Source organism: Burkholderia sp. ABCPW 111, from assembly GCF_000773065.1.
Classification (GTDB): Bacteria; Pseudomonadota; Gammaproteobacteria; order Burkholderiales; family Burkholderiaceae; genus Burkholderia; species Burkholderia savannae.
In genome coordinates, this window is the sequence record NZ_JPWT01000036.1 from 70380 (window position 1) to 87270 (window position 16891).

Below are 16891 nucleotides of genomic sequence, written 5' to 3' on the forward strand. Positions count from 1 at the left end.
GAGCAGCGTGCTCGACCGGCCTTCAAGTTTCGCGAACGACCTCCGCGCCATCCACTGACGACGCGGCACGCCACGCCGTTTCGTCGAACCTGAACGCCGGGAACCTGCTCGATCACGCCGATCGCGAGTGCAGCGCCGAGCAGCGTGCTCGACCGGTCTTCGAGCTTCGCGAACGACCTCCGCGCCATCCGCCGACGACGCGACGCGATGCGGCGTGCCGCCCGGTTCCCGCACGACCGTCAGGCCGCCTCGTTCCGCCGAGTCCGAACGCCGGGAATCCGCTTGATCACACCGGTCGCGAGCGCGGTGCCGAGCAGCACGATCGCGCAGCCTTCGAGCATCGCGAGCGACACGTGTTCGCCGAGGAAGAGCGCGCCCCACAGAATGCCGAACACCGGGATCACGAACGTGACGGTGATCGCGCGGGCCGGCCCGATGTGCGCGATCAGGTAGAAGAAGATGAGGTACGCGATGCCCGTGCACGCGATGCCGAGCGCGAGCACCGATCCCCACGCGTGCGCGGAGACGGGCGCGGCGGGCCACGTCGCGAGCGCGAACGGCAGAAGCAGGATCGTCGCGCCGATCATGCTGCCCGTCGCGTTGACGAGCGGATCGACGCCCGTGAGCTTGCGCTTCGTGAAGTTCGCGGCGATTCCGTACAGCAACGTCGCGCCGAGCGCGGCGGCGGCGGCGAGCGCGGCCGTCGCGGGCGAGCCCGGATTCGCGCCGTGCGGCGAGAACACCTGATCCCAGACGAGCGTCAGCACGCCCGCGAAGCCGACCACGAGGCCGAGCGCGCGCGGCAGCGACAGCGAATCCTTGAGCCACAGATACGCGACGAGCGCGCCCCAGAGCGGCGTCGTCGCGTTGATGACCGACGTCACGCCCGCCGACAGCGTCAGCTCGGCGAACGCGAACAGGCAGAACGGCGCGGCGGAGTTGAGCAGCCCGACGACGAAGAGCGGCCATGCGTGCTTGCGCAGCAGCGTGGCCAGCTCGCGCGGCGAATGGCGCGCGAGCATCAGCGCGACGAGAAAGAGCGCGCCGATGCCGACGCGCAGCGCCATCAGCGGCGCGACGCCGAATTCGGTGACGCCGACGCGAATGAAGAGGAACGATGCGCCCCAGAGCGCGGCGAGGATGATCAGCAGGAAGGCGTTCTTGAGGTTCATCGAGGATCGGGCACTTGGCTGTCGACGGAGGGCTGGCCAAGCATCTTACACCGCGCTGTTACGCGATGTTTCAGGCTGAGATGAAACAGCAAGATTCGAGAACGAACGCCCGAGCCGCGCATCGACGGCGCGCGGCGGATGCGAAAGCGGGGCCGTCGCGCCGCGCGCGGGAAGTTCGCGCGCGGCGCGGGGTCAGTGGCGGTGCCAGCCGCGGCCGCCGCCCCAGTAGCCGAAGTTCAGCGACAGGGACGGCGCTGGATAGTAGTACGACGGATACGCGGGCGCGACGTACACGGGCGCGGTTTCCACCGGCGTCGCGTAATAGCCGCCCGCCGGGTAGTAGCCGTACGGGTAATAGCAGCCGGCGAGCGCGACGCTCGCGAGCGCGGCGGCGACAAGTGTCTTGTTCATGATGGTTCCGCAGTCGTGCGTGCGGGGCAGGATTCGATGCTTGCGAGCTTAGACCGCTCTCGTGTGAAACGCTGTGTGAAACGGTAACGGATCATTTCCGCCGCGGGCGCGGCGCGGGCGTCGCGTGCATCGCCATGCTCGCGACGCTATGCGGCGCGACCGGGCAACGACCGGGCAACGACCGGGCAACGACCGGGCAACGACCGGGCAACGACCGGGTAAAACGGCCGGGTGAAACGGTTGCGTGAACCGGCTGCGCGAAACGGCCGGACGGTGCGCGCCGCGACGAAGGCGGCGCACGCCGTCCGCATTCAAGGGCGCGGCCCGTCTGCACGGTGCGCCCGATTCGCGGGCTTACTTGCCGACTTGGCTGCCGATCAGGCCGCCCGCGGCCGCGCCGCCGATCGTCGACAGGGCGTTGCCGCCGATCGCCGCGCCGGCGACGCCGCCGATGCCCGCGCCGATTGCTGCGTTACGTTGCTGATGGGTCATCGTGTCGCAAGCCGACAGACTGGCGGCTGCCGCGATGAGCATTGCGCATACCCCAATACGCCGAATCGATTTCATTGTTCATTCCTCGGATGAAAGAGACGCGTGGGCACGCATGCTTCGATGCAGCCCACATTCAAAATCTACGCGGGCGGTCCGTTATGCGCTGTAAGGACTTGTTAGAGCGCCGCGGCTTTCGTAATCAATTGTTTCGTCCCCCGAAGCGCCGTTGCGCGGACGCAAAAAAGCCCGCGCGAGGCGGGCTTTCGGGGCGCGGCGGAGCGTACGCCGGCATTACTGCCGGTGATAGATCTCCGAGCCGCTCTTCACGAACTCGACGGCCTTCACTTCCATGCCTTTCTTCAGCGCGTCGTTTTCCGACATGCCCTGCTGCGCGGCGAACTCGCGCACGTCCTGCGTGATCTTCATCGAGCAGAAGTGCGGGCCGCACATCGAGCAGAAGTGCGCGACCTTCGCCGAATCCTTCGGCAGCGTTTCGTCGTGGAATTCGCGCGCCTTGTCCGGATCGAGACCGATGTTGAACTGGTCTTCCCAGCGGAACTCGAAGCGCGCCTTCGACAGCGCGTTGTCGCGCACCTGCGCGCCCGGGTGGCCTTTCGCGAGGTCGGCCGCGTGCGCGGCGAGCTTGTACGTGATGATGCCTTCCTTCACGTCGTCCTTGTTCGGCAGGCCGAGGTGCTCCTTCGGCGTCACGTAGCACAGCATCGCGGTGCCGAACCAGCCGATCATCGCCGCGCCGATGCCCGACGTGATGTGGTCGTAGCCCGGCGCGATGTCGGTGGTGAGCGGCCCGAGCGTGTAGAACGGCGCTTCCTTGCACCAGTCGAGCTGCAGATCCATGTTTTCCTTGATCAGCTGCATCGGCACGTGGCCGGGGCCTTCGATCATCACCTGCACGTCGTGCTTCCACGCGATCTGCGTGAGCTCGCCGAGCGTCTTCAGCTCGCCGAGCTGCGCTTCGTCGTTCGCATCGTAGATCGAGCCGGGGCGCAGGCCGTCGCCGAGCGAGAAGCTCACGTCGTACGCCTTCATGATTTCGCAGATCTCTTCGAAATGCTCGTACAGGAAGCTTTCCTTGTGATGCGCGAGGCACCACTTCGCCATGATCGAGCCGCCGCGCGACACGATGCCCGTCATCCGGTTCGCGGTGAGCGGCACGTACTGCAGGCGCACGCCCGCGTGGATCGTGAAGTAGTCGACGCCTTGCTCGGCCTGCTCGATCAGCGTGTCGCGGAAGATTTCCCAGGTCAGGTCCTCGGCCTTGCCGTTGACCTTTTCGAGCGCCTGGTAGATCGGCACCGTGCCGATCGGCACCGGGCTGTTGCGGATGATCCACTCGCGCGTTTCATGGATGTGCTTGCCGGTCGACAGGTCCATCACCGTGTCGCCGCCCCAGCGGATCGCCCACGTCATCTTGTCGACTTCCTCGCCGATCGACGACGTGACGGCCGAGTTGCCGATGTTCGCGTTGATCTTCACGAGGAAGTTGCGGCCGATGATCATCGGCTCGGTTTCCGGGTGATTGATGTTCGCGGGGATGATCGCGCGGCCGCGCGCGACTTCGTCGCGCACGAACTCCGGCGTGATCTGCGCAAGCGCGCTCGCGCCGAAGGCCGCGGCGCCGAACGCCTGGCCCGCGTGCTGGCGGCCCATCATCGCGGCGAGCTTCGCGCCGTTCGGGCCGCTCGCCTTCAGGCTTTCGAGATACTCGGCGCGGCGCTGGTTCTCGCGGATCGCGATGAATTCCATCTCGGGCGTGATGATGCCCTGACGCGCATAGTGCATTTGCGTGACGTTCTTGCCCGCCTTCGCGCGGCGCGGATGGCGGTGCAGGTCGGGGAAGCGCAGCTCGGCCGTCGCCGCATCGGCCGCGCGCTCGCGGCCGTACTCGCTCGTGAGGCCCTCGAGCGTCTCGGTGTCGCCGCGCGCGTCGATCCAGCGCTGGCGCAGCGCGGGCAGGCCGGCGCGGATGTCGATTTTCGCGTCGGGGTCCGTGTACGGGCCCGACGTGTCGTACACGTAGATCGGCGGATTCCGTTCGCCGCCGAAGCTCGTCGGCGTGTCCGACTGCGTGATCTCGCGCATCGGCACGCGAATGTCGGGCTGCGAGCCCGTCACGTAGATCTTGCGCGAGTTCGGCAGCGGGGCGACGGCGGCGGCGTCGACGCGGGCGTCGGCCGACAGGAATTTGGGATTGGCGTTCATGCGATCTCCTGTGTCGACTCGAGCTGGCGCTTGAGCGCTGACTCGGGTCCCATGCAAAGCGGGTGTGGGGCGCTAAGCAGGAGACGAGATTCGCGACGCGACGGGATTCTGACGTGGAACGGCGGCGAAACCCGGACGCTTCCCTGCGCTGGCATTACCCAGATCAGGTTCAAAGGGTATTTCTCACCCGCGCCGCACGATCGCTTGACCGAGCGCAATGCAGGACCCCCGCGTTAGCAAGCGCAGAAGATACACCGGGTCGGCCGAGGTTTCAACAGGGGACAGATCGGTTGCGCGCGAATGCGCGGTCGGGCGCGCATGCTGCGGCGCGGCGCGGCGGGTGCGGATCGGGCCGGCGCGCAGGCATCCGGGCCGCGCGGGCGCCGCTTCTTGGGGCGCGGGGCCCCGGTCGGCGTGCGCGGCGGCGCGATGGTGCGCCGCGCGAGCGCCCGTCGCCCGCGCAAGCGCCGGTGCCGAAAAAAAATTTTGCGGCCGTTGTCATATTCGCCGTTGCATCCCGACTATTCGGCTCCTCAATCAATAACGATGGAGCTATCCCATGAAAAGGAATCTGTTTGCTTTCGCCTGTGTCGCCGGTCTCGCGCTCGCCGCGCCGCTCGCCCATGCGCAGAACGACGCGATGTCGAAAGATGCGATGTCGAAGGATGCGATGTCGAAGGGCGAGATGTCGAAGGGCGCGATGTCGAAGGACGAGATGGGCATGAAGAAGCAAGATCACATGGCGAAGGGCGGCATGAAGAAGGGCCACACGCCGAAGGACGCGATGAAAAAGCCGATGTCGTCCGACAAGATGAGCCCGATGTCGAACTGAGCGGCGTCGTCGAACGCGCGCTTGAACGCGCGATCCGGCTCGGCCCGCCCGCTCGCTCGCCGTGCGGGCGGCCCGTGTTTCGCGGCGCGGTGCGTCGCGCGATGCCGGATCGCGTCGCGCAGTTCGCGTCGCGCATGCCGGCGCGCGCGGCGCACCGCGCCCGCGCTCCGGCGCCGAACGATGAGCTTTCCCATGTCGAATTCATTTTCCGTTTCGATGCGCGCCGTTGCGGCGGCGCTCGCGCTTGCCGCCGCAGGCATCGCGCAGGCGGCCGCGGGCGGCGCCTGCGTCGCCCGCAGCCCCGACGGCCGGCAGGCGCTCGTCGAGCTTTATACGAGCGAGGGCTGCAGCAGCTGCCCGAGCGCCGACGACTGGCTCGCGCGGCTTGCCCCGCATCGCGCCGCGCTGCGGGTCGTGCCGCTCGCGCTGCACGTCGATTACTGGGACGGCCTCGGCTGGACCGACCGCTTCGCGCAGCATCGCTTCACCGAACGGCAGCACGCGCTCGCATCGCGCGGCGGCGGCCGCTTCGTCTATACGCCGGAAGTCGCGGTCGCGGGCCGCGAGCTGCGCGACTGGCGCGATGCGAGCGCGTTCGAGCGGCGCGTCGTCGCGACGGCGGGCGAGCCCGCGCGCGTCGGCATCGCGCTGTCCGCCGCGCGGCGCGCGGACGCGCTCGACGTCGAGCTGTCGGTGACGCCGCGCGCCGGCGCGCCGCGCGCGCTCGACGCGTATCTCGCGCTGTACGAGAACGGCATCGAATCGCCGGTGCGCGCGGGCGAGAACCGCGGCGCGACGCTGCGCCACGAGCGCGTCGTGCGGCAGTGGATCGGGCCGCTCTCATTCGGGCCGCTCGCGTCGACGGCCGGCGCGGTCGCGCCGCTCGACGTGCGGCGCACGCTGCCGCTGCCCGCGAACCTGCGCGCGCAGGACGCCGCGCGCTACGGCGTCGCCGCGTTCGTCGAGGATCACGCGACGGGCGACGTGCTGCAGGCGCTCGATCTGCCGCTGTGCGGGTGAGCGACGTGCGCGCGCCATCGATCAACGAAGGAGGGCATCGCCAATGAACGCAATAACGACGAAGGGCGCGAAGGGCGCGAAGGGCGCGTGGACCAGGGCCGCGACCGGCGCGCGGGCGGACGCGGGGGCGGGTGAGTCGACCGGCGCGTCGACGAGCGCGGCGGCTGACGCGGAGGTGCGCGGGAAGGTGTGCGGGAAGGTGCGCGCGGTGGCCGGCGCAACCGGCGACGCGAAGGCCGATGCAACGACCGGCGCGACGCCCGGCGCAATGACCGATGCCGCGGCCCCCGCGATGGCCCGCGGAGCGGCCGGCGCAATGCCACACGCCATGCACCACGCGCCGCCCCGCGCGGCGAACCCGGCACCGACGGACGCGCAAGCGACGGACGCGGCAACGTCCGCTTCCCGCCCGCGCCGCCCGATCCATCCGCTGTGGGTGCGCGCGAGCCACTGGCTCAACGCGGTCGCGGCCGTGACGTTGGCGCTGTCGGGCTGGCGGATCTACGACGCGTCGCCGATCTATGCGGGCTTCACGTTCCCGCGCGGCGCGACGCTCGGCGGCTGGCTCGGCGGCGCGCTGCAATGGCACTTCGCCGCGATGTGGCTGCTGTTCTTCAACGGCGTGTTCTATCTGACGATGAGCGCGGCGACCGGGCGCTTCAAGCGCAAGTTCCTGCCGCTCAGCGCGACGGGCGTCGCGCGCGATCTGCGCGATGCGCTGCGCGGCCGGCTGTCGCACGACGATCTGTCCGTCTACAACGCGGTCCAGCGCGCGGCGTACGTCGCGGCGATCGCCGATCTCGTGCTGCTCGTGCTGTCCGGGCTCGTGATCTGGAAATCGGTGCAGTTTCCGCTGCTGCGCGAGCTGCTCGGCGGCTACGACAACGCCCGCGTCGTGCACTTCTGGGCGATGGCGTTTCTCGTCGCGTTCTTCGTCGTGCATGTCGCGATGGCGGCGCTCGTTCCGCGCTCGCTCGTCGCGATGCTGCGCGGACACTAAAAGGAGTCACTCATCATGTCCGAAAGCGACAGGAAAAAGCCGGCGGGCGACCTTGCGCGGATCGATCGCGCGTCGCTCTTGATCGACGTGCGCAAGGAGCTCGCGCTGCCGTCGCGGCGCCTCTTCGGCAAGCGCGTGCTGACGCTCGGCGGCCTCGCGATGCTCACGGGCTGCACGCTGCGCGACGACGCGTCGGTCGACGATTTTCTCGAGAAGGTGTCGCGCGCGAACGATCGCGTGCAGGCGTGGCTGTTCGGCCCGACGCGGCTCGCGCCGACGTACGCCGAAGCCGACATCACGCGCCCGTTTCCGTTCAACGCGTTCTACGGCATCGACGACGTGCCGCGCGTCAGCGCCGACGATTTTCGGCTCGCCGTGTCGGGGCTCGTCACGGGCAAGCGCAGCTGGACGCTGCCGGAGCTGTACGCGCTGCCGCACGCGGAGCAGATCACGCGGCACATCTGCGTCGAGGGCTGGAGCGCGATCGGGCGCTGGGGCGGCACGCCGTTTCGCGAATTCCTGCGCCGCGCCGGCGCGGACACGACCGCGAAATACGTCGGCTTCAAATGCGCGGACGATTATTACGAGAGCATCGACATGCCGACCGCATTGCATCCGCAAACGCTGCTGACGTTCGAATACGACGGCAAGCGCCTGCCGCCCGAATACGGTTTTCCGATGAAGCTGCGCATGCCGACCAAGCTCGGCTACAAGAATCCGAAGCACATCATGGAGATATTCGTCACCAATACGTATCCGGGCGGATATTGGGTCGACCAGGGCTACAACTGGTTCGGCGGGTCGTGACGCGCTCGGGCGACGCCGCGCGGGCGGGGCGATGCGTGGCTCGCGCCGCTCGTGTTTTTGCGGCTTCGTCTCGACGGTCGAAAAACGAAAACGCCGGTGTGCCGCGAATGAAATGTCGCGCCGACGCGTCACCGAGCGCGCGTTCGATTCGCGCCGGCATTCGTTTTCCATTCCTTAATGCATAATGCTGGCGGTATGCGGCCGTCCGGCCGCGCACATATTCATTCGAGTCCGTTCGCCTTCTTCGGTCATGTTCGCCGCCGCACGCTCCGATTCGTCGTTTCGCACGCCGCCGTCTCTCGTCATTCCGGATATATCGGGGCCGCTCGCCGGCAGTCGCGCCGCTTTGCGCGCGAACGCGCGGCACGGCACGCGTCACTCCGTGCGGGCACGCTGACCGATGACGCCGTTCGATCGCCCCCTCGCGTTCCTCGCACGCCGTCCGCTCCGTTTGCCGCAAAGCCGCGGCGGCCGCGTCGCGCTCGCGCTCACGTTCATCTATTTCGCGTGGGGCTCGACGTATCTCGCGCTGCACGTCGCGCTCGAATCGTTTCCGCCGCTGCTGCTGTCCGGCTTGCGCAACCTGCTCGCGGGAATCGGGCTCTTCATCTTCGCGATGCGGCGGCGCCCGGTGCGGCCGACGCTCGTCGAGATCCGCAACGCGGCGCTCGTCGGCACGATGCTCGTCACGATGTCGTCCGGCCTCATCGCGCTCGGGATGCGCACGGTCAGCAGCGGCTCGGCCGCCGTGATGGTCGCGACCGTGCCGCTCTTCGCGACGGTGATCGCATCGGTCGCGGGGCGGCGCGTGACGGGCGGCGAATGGGCGGCCGTCGCGCTCGGGATGGTCGGGATCGTCGTGCTGAATTCGGGCGGGCCGTCGTCGCCCGGCTCGACGCTCGGCAGCATCACCGTGCTCGCGGGCGCGCTCTTCTGGGCGGGCGGCGCGCATCTCGCCGCGCGGCTCGCGCTGCCGCACGACCTGTTCCTGTCGACCGCGCTGCAGATCGGCCTCGGCGGCGCGGCGTCCACCTGCATCGCATGGGTGCTCGGCGAGCGCATCGAGCACGTCGCGTTTGTGCCCGGCGTCGCGTTCGTCTACCTGATGCTCGCGGGCACGATGGCCGCGTACGTCGCGTACGGCTACCTGATCCGCCACACGAGCCCGATCATCGCGAGCAGCTGCATGTACGTGAATCCGGTCGTCGCGGTCGCGCTCGGCGCGCTGCTGCTCGGCGAGCCCGTCACGCTCGCGACCGTGATCGCGACCGTCGCGATTCTCGGCAGCGTCGGGTTGTCGTTCGCGTTCGATCCGGCGCGCAAGCGGATGCAATAACGCCGCGGGTAGCGTCGCGACGATGCGCGGCGCGGAGCACGAGGCGAAAGCGGCGCGAGGCGTCGTGCGTCATGCTTCGTGTGGCGTGCATCGTGAACCCGTGAACTCGTGAACTCGTGAATCCGTGAATCCGTGAATCCGTGAATCCCTGAGTCGTGCGGCATGCGGCGGCCGTGCGCCGCCGCGCCGGGCGGTTACTGCCCGCTCGCGCGGCCGCGGTAATGCACGATCGCCGCGACGGCCGAGAACAGCAGGCCGACCGCGCACATGCCGATCCAGCCCATCGCGCGCCATGCGGCGACGCCCGCCGACGAGCCGATCGCGCCGCCGATGAAATAGCAGGCCATGTAGACCGTGTTCACGCGGCTGCGCGCATCGGGCTTCAGCGCGTAGATGCGCGACTGGTTCGAGATCTGCGCGGCCTGCACGCCGACGTCGAGCACGATCACGCCGATCACGAGGCCGACGAGGCTGCGGCCCGACATCGCGAAGATCACGAACGCCACGGCCATCAGCGCGATCGCGAGCGTGATGATCGCGCGCGGCCCGCGCTTGTCGGCGAAGCGGCCCGCATACGGCGCGGCGAGCGCGCCCGCCGCGCCGACGATTCCGAACAGGCCCGCCGCCTGCGGCCCCAGATGGAACGGCTCGCCCGCGAGCAGCAGCGTGAGCACGGGCCAGAACGCGCTGAACGCCGCGAAGATCGCCGCGCCCGTCATCGACGCGTCGCGCAGTCCGCGCAACTCGCGCGCGAGTTGCCACATCGACGCGAGCAGCTTGCCGTACGGCAGCGTCGACGTCGGCGAACTGCGCGGCAGGCGCGCGACGATCACGGCCGCGAGCGCGGCGAGCGCCGCGACCGACGCGGCGAACACCGCGCGCCAGCCGAAATATTCGGCGACGAAGCCCGCCGCCGTGCGCGCGAGCAGGATGCCGAGCAGGAGCCCGCTCATCACGGTGCCGACCGCCTGCCCGCGCGCGGCGGGCGGCGCGATCTCGGCGGCGAACGGCACCGCCTGCTGCGCGATCGTCGCGAGGATGCCGATCGCGAGGCTCGCGGCGGCGAGCACGGCGAGCGTCGGCGCGGCCGCGGCGATCACGAGCGCGGCCGAGAGCCCGGCGATCTGCAGCAGGATCAGCTTGCGCCGGTCGAAGCGGTCGCCGAGCGGCGCGAGCAAGAACATGCCGGTTGCGTAGCCGAGCTGCGTCGCGGTCGGCACGACGCCGATCCACGACGCGCTGCCCGGAAACGACGCGCGGAACGCGTCGAGGAGCGGCTGGTTGTAATAGATGTTGGCGACGGACACGCCCGCGATCGTCGCGAGCAGCAGCAACAGGCTGCGCGAATAGCGGTCGGGCGCGTCGGCGCGAGGGCGGGGCTGCGAGGGCATGGTGCGTGTGGGCGAAACGCGGCGCGCACGGCGCGCGCGGACCGCGTCGTCGATCGAAACAGGGGAGGCGAAATGCCGCGAGCGCCGATCATACCGGACGTCCCGAAACTCTGCTGGCGGGCGGCGCGTTCGCGGCCCGGCGGCCGCCCGCCGCCTCGTTAATGTCGCCTTAAGCGGCCGGCCTGCATAGTGGCGTCCGAGCGAGCCGTGGGAGCGTTCGTCATTCGCCGCGCCGCCGTTGCCGGAATCCGGCTCGCTCTGCGCAACCGGCGCGACCAGGAGAATCCGATTGAACCAGCCAGCCCGTCCGCCTGCAGCCGCAGGCATGCTCAACAAAGTCCCGGAAGTCACGCTCGCGTTCTGGATCGTCAAGATCATGTCGACGACGGTCGGGGAGACCGGCGCCGACTATCTCGCCGTGCACGTCGGGCTCGGCGCCGCCGTCACGGGCGCGCTGATGTCCGGCCTGCTGATCTGCGCGCTCGCGCTGCAATGGCGCGCGCGCGCTTACGTGCCGTGGATCTACTGGCTGACCATCGTGCTCGTCAGCGTCGTCGGCACGCAGATCACCGACGCGCTGACCGACGGCCTCGGCGTCAGCCTCTACGTCAGCACGCCGCTGTTCGCGGCCGCGCTCGCGGCGACGTTCGCGCTCTGGTATCGCAGCGAGCGGACGCTGTCGATCCATACGATCGTCACGCCGCGCCGCGAAGGGTTCTACTGGGCCGCGATCCTGCTGACGTTCGCGCTCGGCACGGCGGCGGGCGATCTCGCGACCGAGGCGCTCGGCCTCGGATTCCGGCTCGGGATCGTCGCGTTCGGCGGCGCGATCGCGCTCGTCGCGGCGGCCGCCCTCGGCGGGATGAACCGCGTGCTCGCGTTCTGGCTCGCGTACATCCTCACGCGCCCGCTCGGCGCGTCGCTCGGCGATTTCCTGTCGCAGGCGCAAGCGTACGGCGGCCTCGGGCTCGGCACGATCAAGACGAGCGCCGTGTTTCTCGCGGTGATCGTCGTGCTCGTCGCGGGGCTGAGCGTCGCCGCGGCGCGCGCGGATCGGCTCGGGGCGCCGGCGCGCGGACGGTGATGTTGTTGCTGTCGTCGTCGCCGTCGCAGTCGTTGTCGTTGTCGATGTCGATGTCGATGTCGATGTCGATGTCGCTTTCGCAACCGAGGCCGGCGTCGCATTCATCCGTTTCGTTCACATTCACCACCAGGAGATTGAACATGATCAAGCGCAAGCTCATCGCATTCGCCGTCGCGCCCGCGCTGGCGGCCGCCGCATTCGGCATCGGCGCCGTGTCGCCCGCAGGCGTCGCGCCGAGCGCGGCCGAAGCCGCGACCGTCTCGAAGCTCGGCGATCTGTCGCCGTTCCGCGCGATCGCCGTCGACACCGCGAAGCTCGTCGACAAGGGCGATCTCGCCGGCGCGAAGGCGCGCATCAAGGATCTGGAAACGTCGTGGGACGACGCGGAGCCGTCGCTCAAGCCGCGCGCGGCGGCGGATTGGCACGCGGTCGACAAGGCGATCGATCGCGCGCTCGCCGCGCTGCGCGCCGACCGGCCGCAGGCCGGCGCGTGCAAGCAGGCGCTCGCCGAATTGCTCGCCGTCATCGACCGGACGAGCGGGGCGCGCTGATAGCGGCTTCGGCATGAAACGGCCGGCTCGTGCGGGGGCGCGATGCCGGCCGGCTGGAGTGAAGGGCGGTGGGTGAAGAGCGCTGAGCGATGAGCGGTAGACGGTATTGCCCGGATGTTCGCCGCGTGGACGACGGCGTACACGTCAGCCTACACGTGAGCGTGCGTGCTCCCGGTGTTTGTCGCGTGGGTGATCATGATGCCGCCGCACGCCGCACGCCGCACGCCGCACGCCGCAGACCGCAGACCGCACATCGCACATCGCACATCGCACATCGCACATCGCATTTCGCATTCCGTATGAGCATGTCGCAAACCGTATGCCGCACGCTATGCGAAGTGCGATGTGTGCGATGTGGGTTGCTGGACGGGATGTACGGCGGCCTATGCGGCCCGATGTCGCGGCACCGTTCTGCGCGGCCCGGCAGAAGCGCGCACATGCGCGGCGACGCGCTTGCTGCGCGTAATGGCATCGCTCAGGCGATCAATCGGTGATCCGACCAGTCGATCGCTGAATCGCTGAATCGTTCAACCGCCAACCGCCAACCGCCAACCGCCAAACCGCCAAACCGCCAAACCGCCGAACGGATCACCCCCCACCCGGTCGCTCAATCGATCAACGCCCCCGTCGTCTCGAAGAACGGATGCGGCCCGTCGCTCGCATCGACATACACGTGATGCGACGCGAGCCCCGCGTCCGGCGCATAGCGATGCACGGCGAACGCGGGCGGCTCCATCGAGAACGACGACGGCCCGTCGTCGCGCAGGTCGAACGTGACCTGATGCGCGGGGGCGGGCACCGCCGACGCGATCGTGCCGCCGAAGCGCGCGAACATCGTCCGGTGCACGTGCCCGCACAGCACGCGCTCGACGTTCGGAAAGCGCCGCAGCAGCGCATCGAGCCGGCCCGACGCGGCCGGCTCGAGCCGCATCGCGTCCATGTGGCCGATGCCGCACGCGAACGGCGGATGATGGAGCGCGACGATCACCGGGCGTTCGCGCGCGGCGTCGAGCTGGCCGGCGAGCCACGCGAGCCGCGCGTCGCACAGCGTGCCGCCGCTCGCGCCCGGAATCTGCGAATCGAGCGCGATCACGCGCAGCGGACCGAGATCGAGCGCGTACTGGACGAACTCGCCCGATTGCAGCTCCGCGCGATCGGGGAACGCGCGTCGCAGCGCCGCGCGGTCGTCGTGATTGCCGACGAGCAGGTAGTACGGAATCGCGAGCGGCGCGAGCAGCGATTTCAGATGCGCGTATTCGTCGTCGTCGCCGAAATCGGTCAGGTCGCCCGTGACGAGCACCGCGTCCGGGCGCGGCTCGAGCGCGTTCAGCCGCGCGACGCAGCGCGCGAGATGCGCGGCCGTGTCGACGCGCCGATACGCGAGCATGCCGGGCCGCTTGATGTGCAGATCGCTGATGTGGGCAAGCAGCATCGTCTTCCTCGTTGTGTTCGTCGTCGCTTGAATGTTTCGAATCGAGCGCGGGGCGTCCGTCACGCGAGCGCGATGAGGCCCTCGGCCGCGATCGCGACGCCGACCGCGGTGCCGCGCGCGAGGTCGACGCGGCCCGGCATGTCGATGACGAGCGCATCGGGCGCCGCCTGCTCGACCGTCACGCGCGTGCGCTCGCCGAGGAACGCGCAGTGCGCGACCGCTCCGCGCAGCGTGGCGCCGGACGGATCGACGAGGCGCGCGTCCTCCGGTCGAAAGAATAGCTCGTTTGCCGGCGACGCGGCGGCGAGCTTGCCGCCCGTCGTCACGAGCGCGCCGTCGCGCCACACGCCTTCGATGCGGTTGAGCGTGCCGATGAAGCGCGCGACCGCGCGGGTCGCCGGCCGATAGTAGACGTCGCGCGGCGCGCCGATCTGCTCGATCTTCCCCGCGCTCATCACGACGATCCGGTCGCCGAGCTCCATCGCCTCGGCCTGGTCGTGCGTCACGTAGACCGTCGTCACGCCGAGCTCGCGCAGCAGCGCGTTCATCTCGCGGCGCAGCGCGTCGCGCAGCTGCGCGTCGAGCGCGGTGAGCGGCTCGTCGAGCAGCAGCACGCGCGGGCGCACCGCGAGTGCGCGCGCGAGCGCGACGCGCTGCCGCTGGCCGCCCGACAGCGCGTCGATCGGCTTGTCCGCGTGCGCGGTGAGCCGCATCATCGCGAGCAGCTCGTCGACGCGCTCGCGCAGCGCGCGCGGATCGGTGCGGCGAATCCGCAGCCCGTAGCCGACGTTGCCGCGCACCGACAGGTTGGGGAACAGCGCGTAGTTCTGGAACACCATGCCGACGCCGCGCTTTTCGATCGGCAGCGCGGTCACGTCGTCGGCGCCGAACGCGATCGCACCGCCCGCGTCGGGCACGTCGAGCCCCGCGATGAGGCGCAGCGTGGTCGTCTTGCCGCAGCCGGACGGGCCGAGCAGCACGAGCGTCTCGCCCGCGCCGATCGCGAGGTCGAGCGGCTCCAGCACGCGCGCGCCGTGGAAGGTCTTCGCGCAACGGGTCAGGGTGATCGGTACGGATTCGAGTTTCATCGGCGGGGCGGCGAGAAGGCGGAGAAAGAGGCGGTGAAATGAAGCACGAATTGAGCGGCACATTGAGCGGCACATTGAGCGGCGAACGCGCCGCGCGATGACGGCATCAAATCAGCGGCGCTTGCGCGCATCGCGGCGCGCGCCGGACGGATCGACGCCGAGGCGCTGCATCGCGACGAGCAGCGGCAGCGTCATCAGCAGGAACAGGATCGTGTACGCGCTGCCGATCTCGAGGCGCAGCGACGCGTACGTGTCGGCGAGGCCGACGGGCAGCGTTTTCGTGTCGGGCGTATGCAGCATCCACGTGAGGTTGAATTCGCCGATCGACAGCGTGAGCACCGCGAGCGCGCCCGCGACGATGCCGGAGCGCAGGTTCGGCAACACGATCGTCGCGAAGCGCGTGACGAACGATGCGCCGAGGCTCGCCGCGCCTTCCTCGAGCGTGCGCAGGCCGGCGCGCGCGGCGACGGCCGCGACCGCGCGGACCATGAACGGCAGCGTGAACACGACGTGGCCGACGACGATGAACCACACGCTCGTGCGGAACGCGGCGAAGCCGCCGTAGACCGAGAGGAGCGCGAGCGCGGACGCGAGGCCCGGCAACGCGACGGGCAGCACGAGCGCCTCTTCGATCACGCGCGACACGCGGCTGCGGCTGCGCGCGAGCGCATAGCCCGCCGGCACGCCCGCGACGAGCGTGATCGCGAGCGTCGCGGCCGCGACCTCGAGCGACAGAAACACGGAGCCGTGATATTGCGTCCACACTTCGCCGAGCCAGCGCAGCGTGAGCCCGCTCGACGGCCCGCGGAAATAGTTGACCGTGAGCCCGGCCAGCACCGACATCGCGACGGGCACGATGAGGAACGCGCAGAGCGCGAGCGTGACCGCCCATTGCGCGGCGGCGAGCCAGTCGAACGCGGCGCGGCGCGGGCGGCGGGCCGTCGGCGGCTCGTCGGAATCGGTCACGGCGGCGGCGGGGCGGGCGAGCGCGGCGGCGTCCTTGAAGGTCGGCGTCATGATGCGTGCGGAAGCGATGTAAACGTTTTCGTCGAGGGGATTATCGAGGGCGTCGATGAAGAACTGATGACGGCGCGACGGGAGCCGTCGGCGCGCGCGCGGGGCGGCGAGCCGGACAGACGATGGGCGCGCTGTGCGCACGCCAAGCGCATGCCGAGAGCAGACCAAGCGCAGACCAAGCGCACACGATGCCCGCTTGCACGATCGATTGAACGCGCATCGCGGCGCGACAGTTTTAAACGTTTGAACGAAGAGCGGGGGCGCGACCCGTGCCGCATTCGTCGAATGTGGCGAGCGCGGCGATTCGAGGCTGGGCCTTCGCCGTGCCGCCGCCGCGTCGAATCACGCGAGCGAAACGAGAGCGAAGTGCGAGCGAAACGTGCGCGAGCCGTTTCGAAGCGCATGCGAAGCGCGACAGGGAAGCGCAGGCGCGCGCGACCGCCGCAACGCCCGCGCGCATCGCCGGGAACGACGCCGAGCAATCCGTCTAATTGCCGGTTCCCCCGATGTCGCCGCGCATGCCGTTACGCTATATTGAATCGCCGAATGGTGTTGAGGACTCCGGGCAAACGGGCCGAGCACCAGGCGCGTCGTACGACGGCATGCTTCGGCCGGCGTGTCATGCGGCACGTTGCGGGGCGATTGTTGATGACCAGGAACGAGAGTGGCGACCCCGCTCTTTTTTGTTGTCTACGAGGAGGGAGTAATCGATGCAAACGATATCGATGGAGCAATGCCGGCGCATTCACGGCGGCGATAACCTGATCAACGGCACGTTCAATCTGCTGGGCGGCACGTTCACGATCAACAGCAGCGCGTTGAGCACGCTGCTCACCAATGCCAATACGCTCGTCGTCAATGCGAACAACTGGTTGACCAACCCGAAGGGGCAATTGTCGTCGGCGAAGGCGTAAGCGCCGGCGCGACGCGCGGCCGACGCCCGCATCCGGGCTCGCGGCCGCGGCGCGTCGATCCGACGCGGCCGGCAAGGACGCGCTTTCCCGGCGTCCCGATTCGAGCGGTCCGGCGTCGGAT

At 69.4% G+C, this 16891-nt stretch carries 15 protein-coding genes, 1 pseudogene and 1 riboswitch; of the genes and pseudogenes, 8 read left to right on the forward strand and 8 right to left on the reverse strand.

Features of this window, described 5'->3' with window-relative positions; translation table 11 throughout:
• Positions 1-239: 239 nt before the first annotated feature.
• From X946_RS05560 to thiC, 4 genes are all read right to left on the reverse strand, one after another.
• A complete protein-coding gene (locus tag X946_RS05560) occupies positions 240-1172 on the reverse strand; it encodes a DMT family transporter (RefSeq protein WP_038744787.1) in 933 nt (310 codons plus the stop codon).
• Positions 1173-1364: 192 nt separating this feature from the next.
• Positions 1365-1583, reverse strand: a complete 219-nt coding sequence (locus X946_RS05565) for a hypothetical protein (RefSeq protein WP_038744788.1) — start codon at positions 1581-1583, stop codon at positions 1365-1367.
• 354 nt (positions 1584-1937) lie between these two features.
• Positions 1938-2150, reverse strand: coding sequence for a glycine zipper 2TM domain-containing protein (locus X946_RS05570; protein WP_038744789.1), 213 nt, complete (start codon positions 2148-2150; stop codon positions 1938-1940).
• 216 nt (positions 2151-2366) lie between these two features.
• Positions 2367-4298 carry a phosphomethylpyrimidine synthase ThiC gene (gene thiC / locus X946_RS05575; RefSeq protein WP_038744790.1) on the reverse strand — a complete coding sequence of 644 codons (1932 nt, stop codon included), beginning with the start codon at positions 4296-4298 and terminating at the stop codon, positions 2367-2369.
• 122 nt (positions 4299-4420) lie between these two features.
• A riboswitch (TPP riboswitch) is annotated at positions 4421-4538 on the reverse strand.
• A gap of 319 nt (positions 4539-4857) precedes the next feature.
• Here thiC and X946_RS05580 point away from each other — a divergent pair.
• The 5 genes from X946_RS05580 (at position 4858) to X946_RS05605 (ending at position 9293) form a co-directional block, all read left to right on the forward strand.
• The gene (locus X946_RS05580; protein WP_038744791.1) at positions 4858-5130 is read left to right on the forward strand and encodes a pentapeptide MXKDX repeat protein; all 273 of its coding nucleotides are present in this window, start codon (positions 4858-4860) and stop codon (positions 5128-5130) included.
• Between the two features lie 180 nt (positions 5131-5310).
• Complete coding sequence (locus tag X946_RS05585) at positions 5311-6150, forward strand: DUF1223 domain-containing protein (protein ID WP_038744837.1); 840 nt, start codon at positions 5311-5313, stop codon at positions 6148-6150.
• A gap of 43 nt (positions 6151-6193) precedes the next feature.
• Positions 6194-7150 carry a cytochrome b/b6 domain-containing protein gene (locus X946_RS05590; protein WP_038744792.1) on the forward strand — a complete coding sequence of 319 codons (957 nt, stop codon included), beginning with the start codon at positions 6194-6196 and terminating at the stop codon, positions 7148-7150.
• 15 nt (positions 7151-7165) lie between these two features.
• On the forward strand, positions 7166-7957 hold the full coding sequence (locus X946_RS05595) for a molybdopterin-dependent oxidoreductase (RefSeq protein ID WP_038744793.1): 792 nt from the start codon (positions 7166-7168) through the stop codon (positions 7955-7957).
• 400 nt (positions 7958-8357) lie between these two features.
• Entirely contained in the window at positions 8358-9293 is a 936-nt protein-coding gene (locus X946_RS05605) for an EamA family transporter (protein WP_038744795.1), read from the forward strand.
• A 194-nt stretch (positions 9294-9487) separates the two neighbouring features.
• Here X946_RS05605 and X946_RS05610 read toward each other — a convergent pair whose 3' ends face one another.
• A complete protein-coding gene (locus tag X946_RS05610) occupies positions 9488-10684 on the reverse strand; it encodes an MFS transporter (RefSeq protein ID WP_038744796.1) in 1197 nt (398 codons plus the stop codon).
• Positions 10685-11009: 325 nt separating this feature from the next.
• Here X946_RS05610 and X946_RS05615 point away from each other — a divergent pair, with 325 nt between their 5' ends.
• Both X946_RS05615 and X946_RS05620 read left to right on the forward strand, forming a co-directional pair.
• Entirely contained in the window at positions 11010-11768 is a 759-nt protein-coding gene (locus X946_RS05615; protein WP_038744797.1) for a COG4705 family protein, read from the forward strand.
• 140 nt (positions 11769-11908) lie between these two features.
• A complete protein-coding gene (locus X946_RS05620) occupies positions 11909-12319 on the forward strand; it encodes a hypothetical protein (protein WP_038744838.1) in 411 nt (136 codons plus the stop codon).
• A 607-nt stretch (positions 12320-12926) separates the two neighbouring features.
• Here X946_RS05620 and X946_RS05625 read toward each other — a convergent pair.
• From X946_RS05625 to X946_RS05635, 3 genes and pseudogenes are all read right to left on the reverse strand, one after another.
• Positions 12927-13751 carry a phosphodiesterase gene (locus X946_RS05625; RefSeq protein ID WP_038744798.1) on the reverse strand — a complete coding sequence of 275 codons (825 nt, stop codon included), beginning with the start codon at positions 13749-13751 and terminating at the stop codon, positions 12927-12929.
• Between the two features lie 59 nt (positions 13752-13810).
• Positions 13811-14839, reverse strand: a complete 1029-nt coding sequence (locus tag X946_RS05630; protein ID WP_038744799.1) for an ABC transporter ATP-binding protein — start codon at positions 14837-14839, stop codon at positions 13811-13813.
• Positions 14840-14950: 111 nt separating this feature from the next.
• Positions 14951-15900, reverse strand: a pseudogene (locus X946_RS05635) (ABC transporter permease).
• 666 nt (positions 15901-16566) lie between these two features.
• Between X946_RS05635 and X946_RS34950 the strand changes: the two are divergent.
• Positions 16567-16770, forward strand: coding sequence for a hypothetical protein (locus tag X946_RS34950; RefSeq protein ID WP_038744802.1), 204 nt, complete (start codon positions 16567-16569; stop codon positions 16768-16770).
• Positions 16771-16891: the final 121 nt, after the last annotated feature.

Excerpts from the sequence above, each read along its gene's own strand:
- X946_RS05595 (WP_038744793.1), top strand. The coding sequence starts at position 7,166 with ATGTCCGAAAGCGACAGGAAAAAGCCGGCGGGCGACCTTGCGCGGATC.
- X946_RS05625 (WP_038744798.1), bottom strand. The coding sequence starts at position 13,751 with ATGCTGCTTGCCCACATCAGCGATCTGCACATCAAGCGGCCCGGCATG.
- X946_RS05590 (WP_038744792.1), top strand. The coding sequence starts at position 6,194 with ATGAACGCAATAACGACGAAGGGCGCGAAGGGCGCGAAGGGCGCGTGG.
- X946_RS05610 (WP_038744796.1), bottom strand. The coding sequence starts at position 10,684 with ATGCCCTCGCAGCCCCGCCCTCGCGCCGACGCGCCCGACCGCTATTCG.
- X946_RS05630 (WP_038744799.1), bottom strand. The coding sequence starts at position 14,839 with ATGAAACTCGAATCCGTACCGATCACCCTGACCCGTTGCGCGAAGACC.
- X946_RS05615 (WP_038744797.1), top strand. The coding sequence starts at position 11,010 with ATGCTCAACAAAGTCCCGGAAGTCACGCTCGCGTTCTGGATCGTCAAG.
- X946_RS05620 (WP_038744838.1), top strand. The coding sequence starts at position 11,909 with ATGATCAAGCGCAAGCTCATCGCATTCGCCGTCGCGCCCGCGCTGGCG.
- X946_RS05570 (WP_038744789.1), bottom strand. The coding sequence starts at position 2,150 with ATGAAATCGATTCGGCGTATTGGGGTATGCGCAATGCTCATCGCGGCA.
- X946_RS05560 (WP_038744787.1), bottom strand. The coding sequence starts at position 1,172 with ATGAACCTCAAGAACGCCTTCCTGCTGATCATCCTCGCCGCGCTCTGG.
- X946_RS05565 (WP_038744788.1), bottom strand. The coding sequence starts at position 1,583 with ATGAACAAGACACTTGTCGCCGCCGCGCTCGCGAGCGTCGCGCTCGCC.
- X946_RS34950 (WP_038744802.1), top strand. The coding sequence starts at position 16,567 with ATGCAAACGATATCGATGGAGCAATGCCGGCGCATTCACGGCGGCGAT.
- X946_RS05580 (WP_038744791.1), top strand. The coding sequence starts at position 4,858 with ATGAAAAGGAATCTGTTTGCTTTCGCCTGTGTCGCCGGTCTCGCGCTC.
- thiC (WP_038744790.1), bottom strand. The coding sequence starts at position 4,298 with ATGAACGCCAATCCCAAATTCCTGTCGGCCGACGCCCGCGTCGACGCC.
- X946_RS05605 (WP_038744795.1), top strand. The coding sequence starts at position 8,358 with ATGACGCCGTTCGATCGCCCCCTCGCGTTCCTCGCACGCCGTCCGCTC.
- X946_RS05585 (WP_038744837.1), top strand. The coding sequence starts at position 5,311 with ATGAGCTTTCCCATGTCGAATTCATTTTCCGTTTCGATGCGCGCCGTT.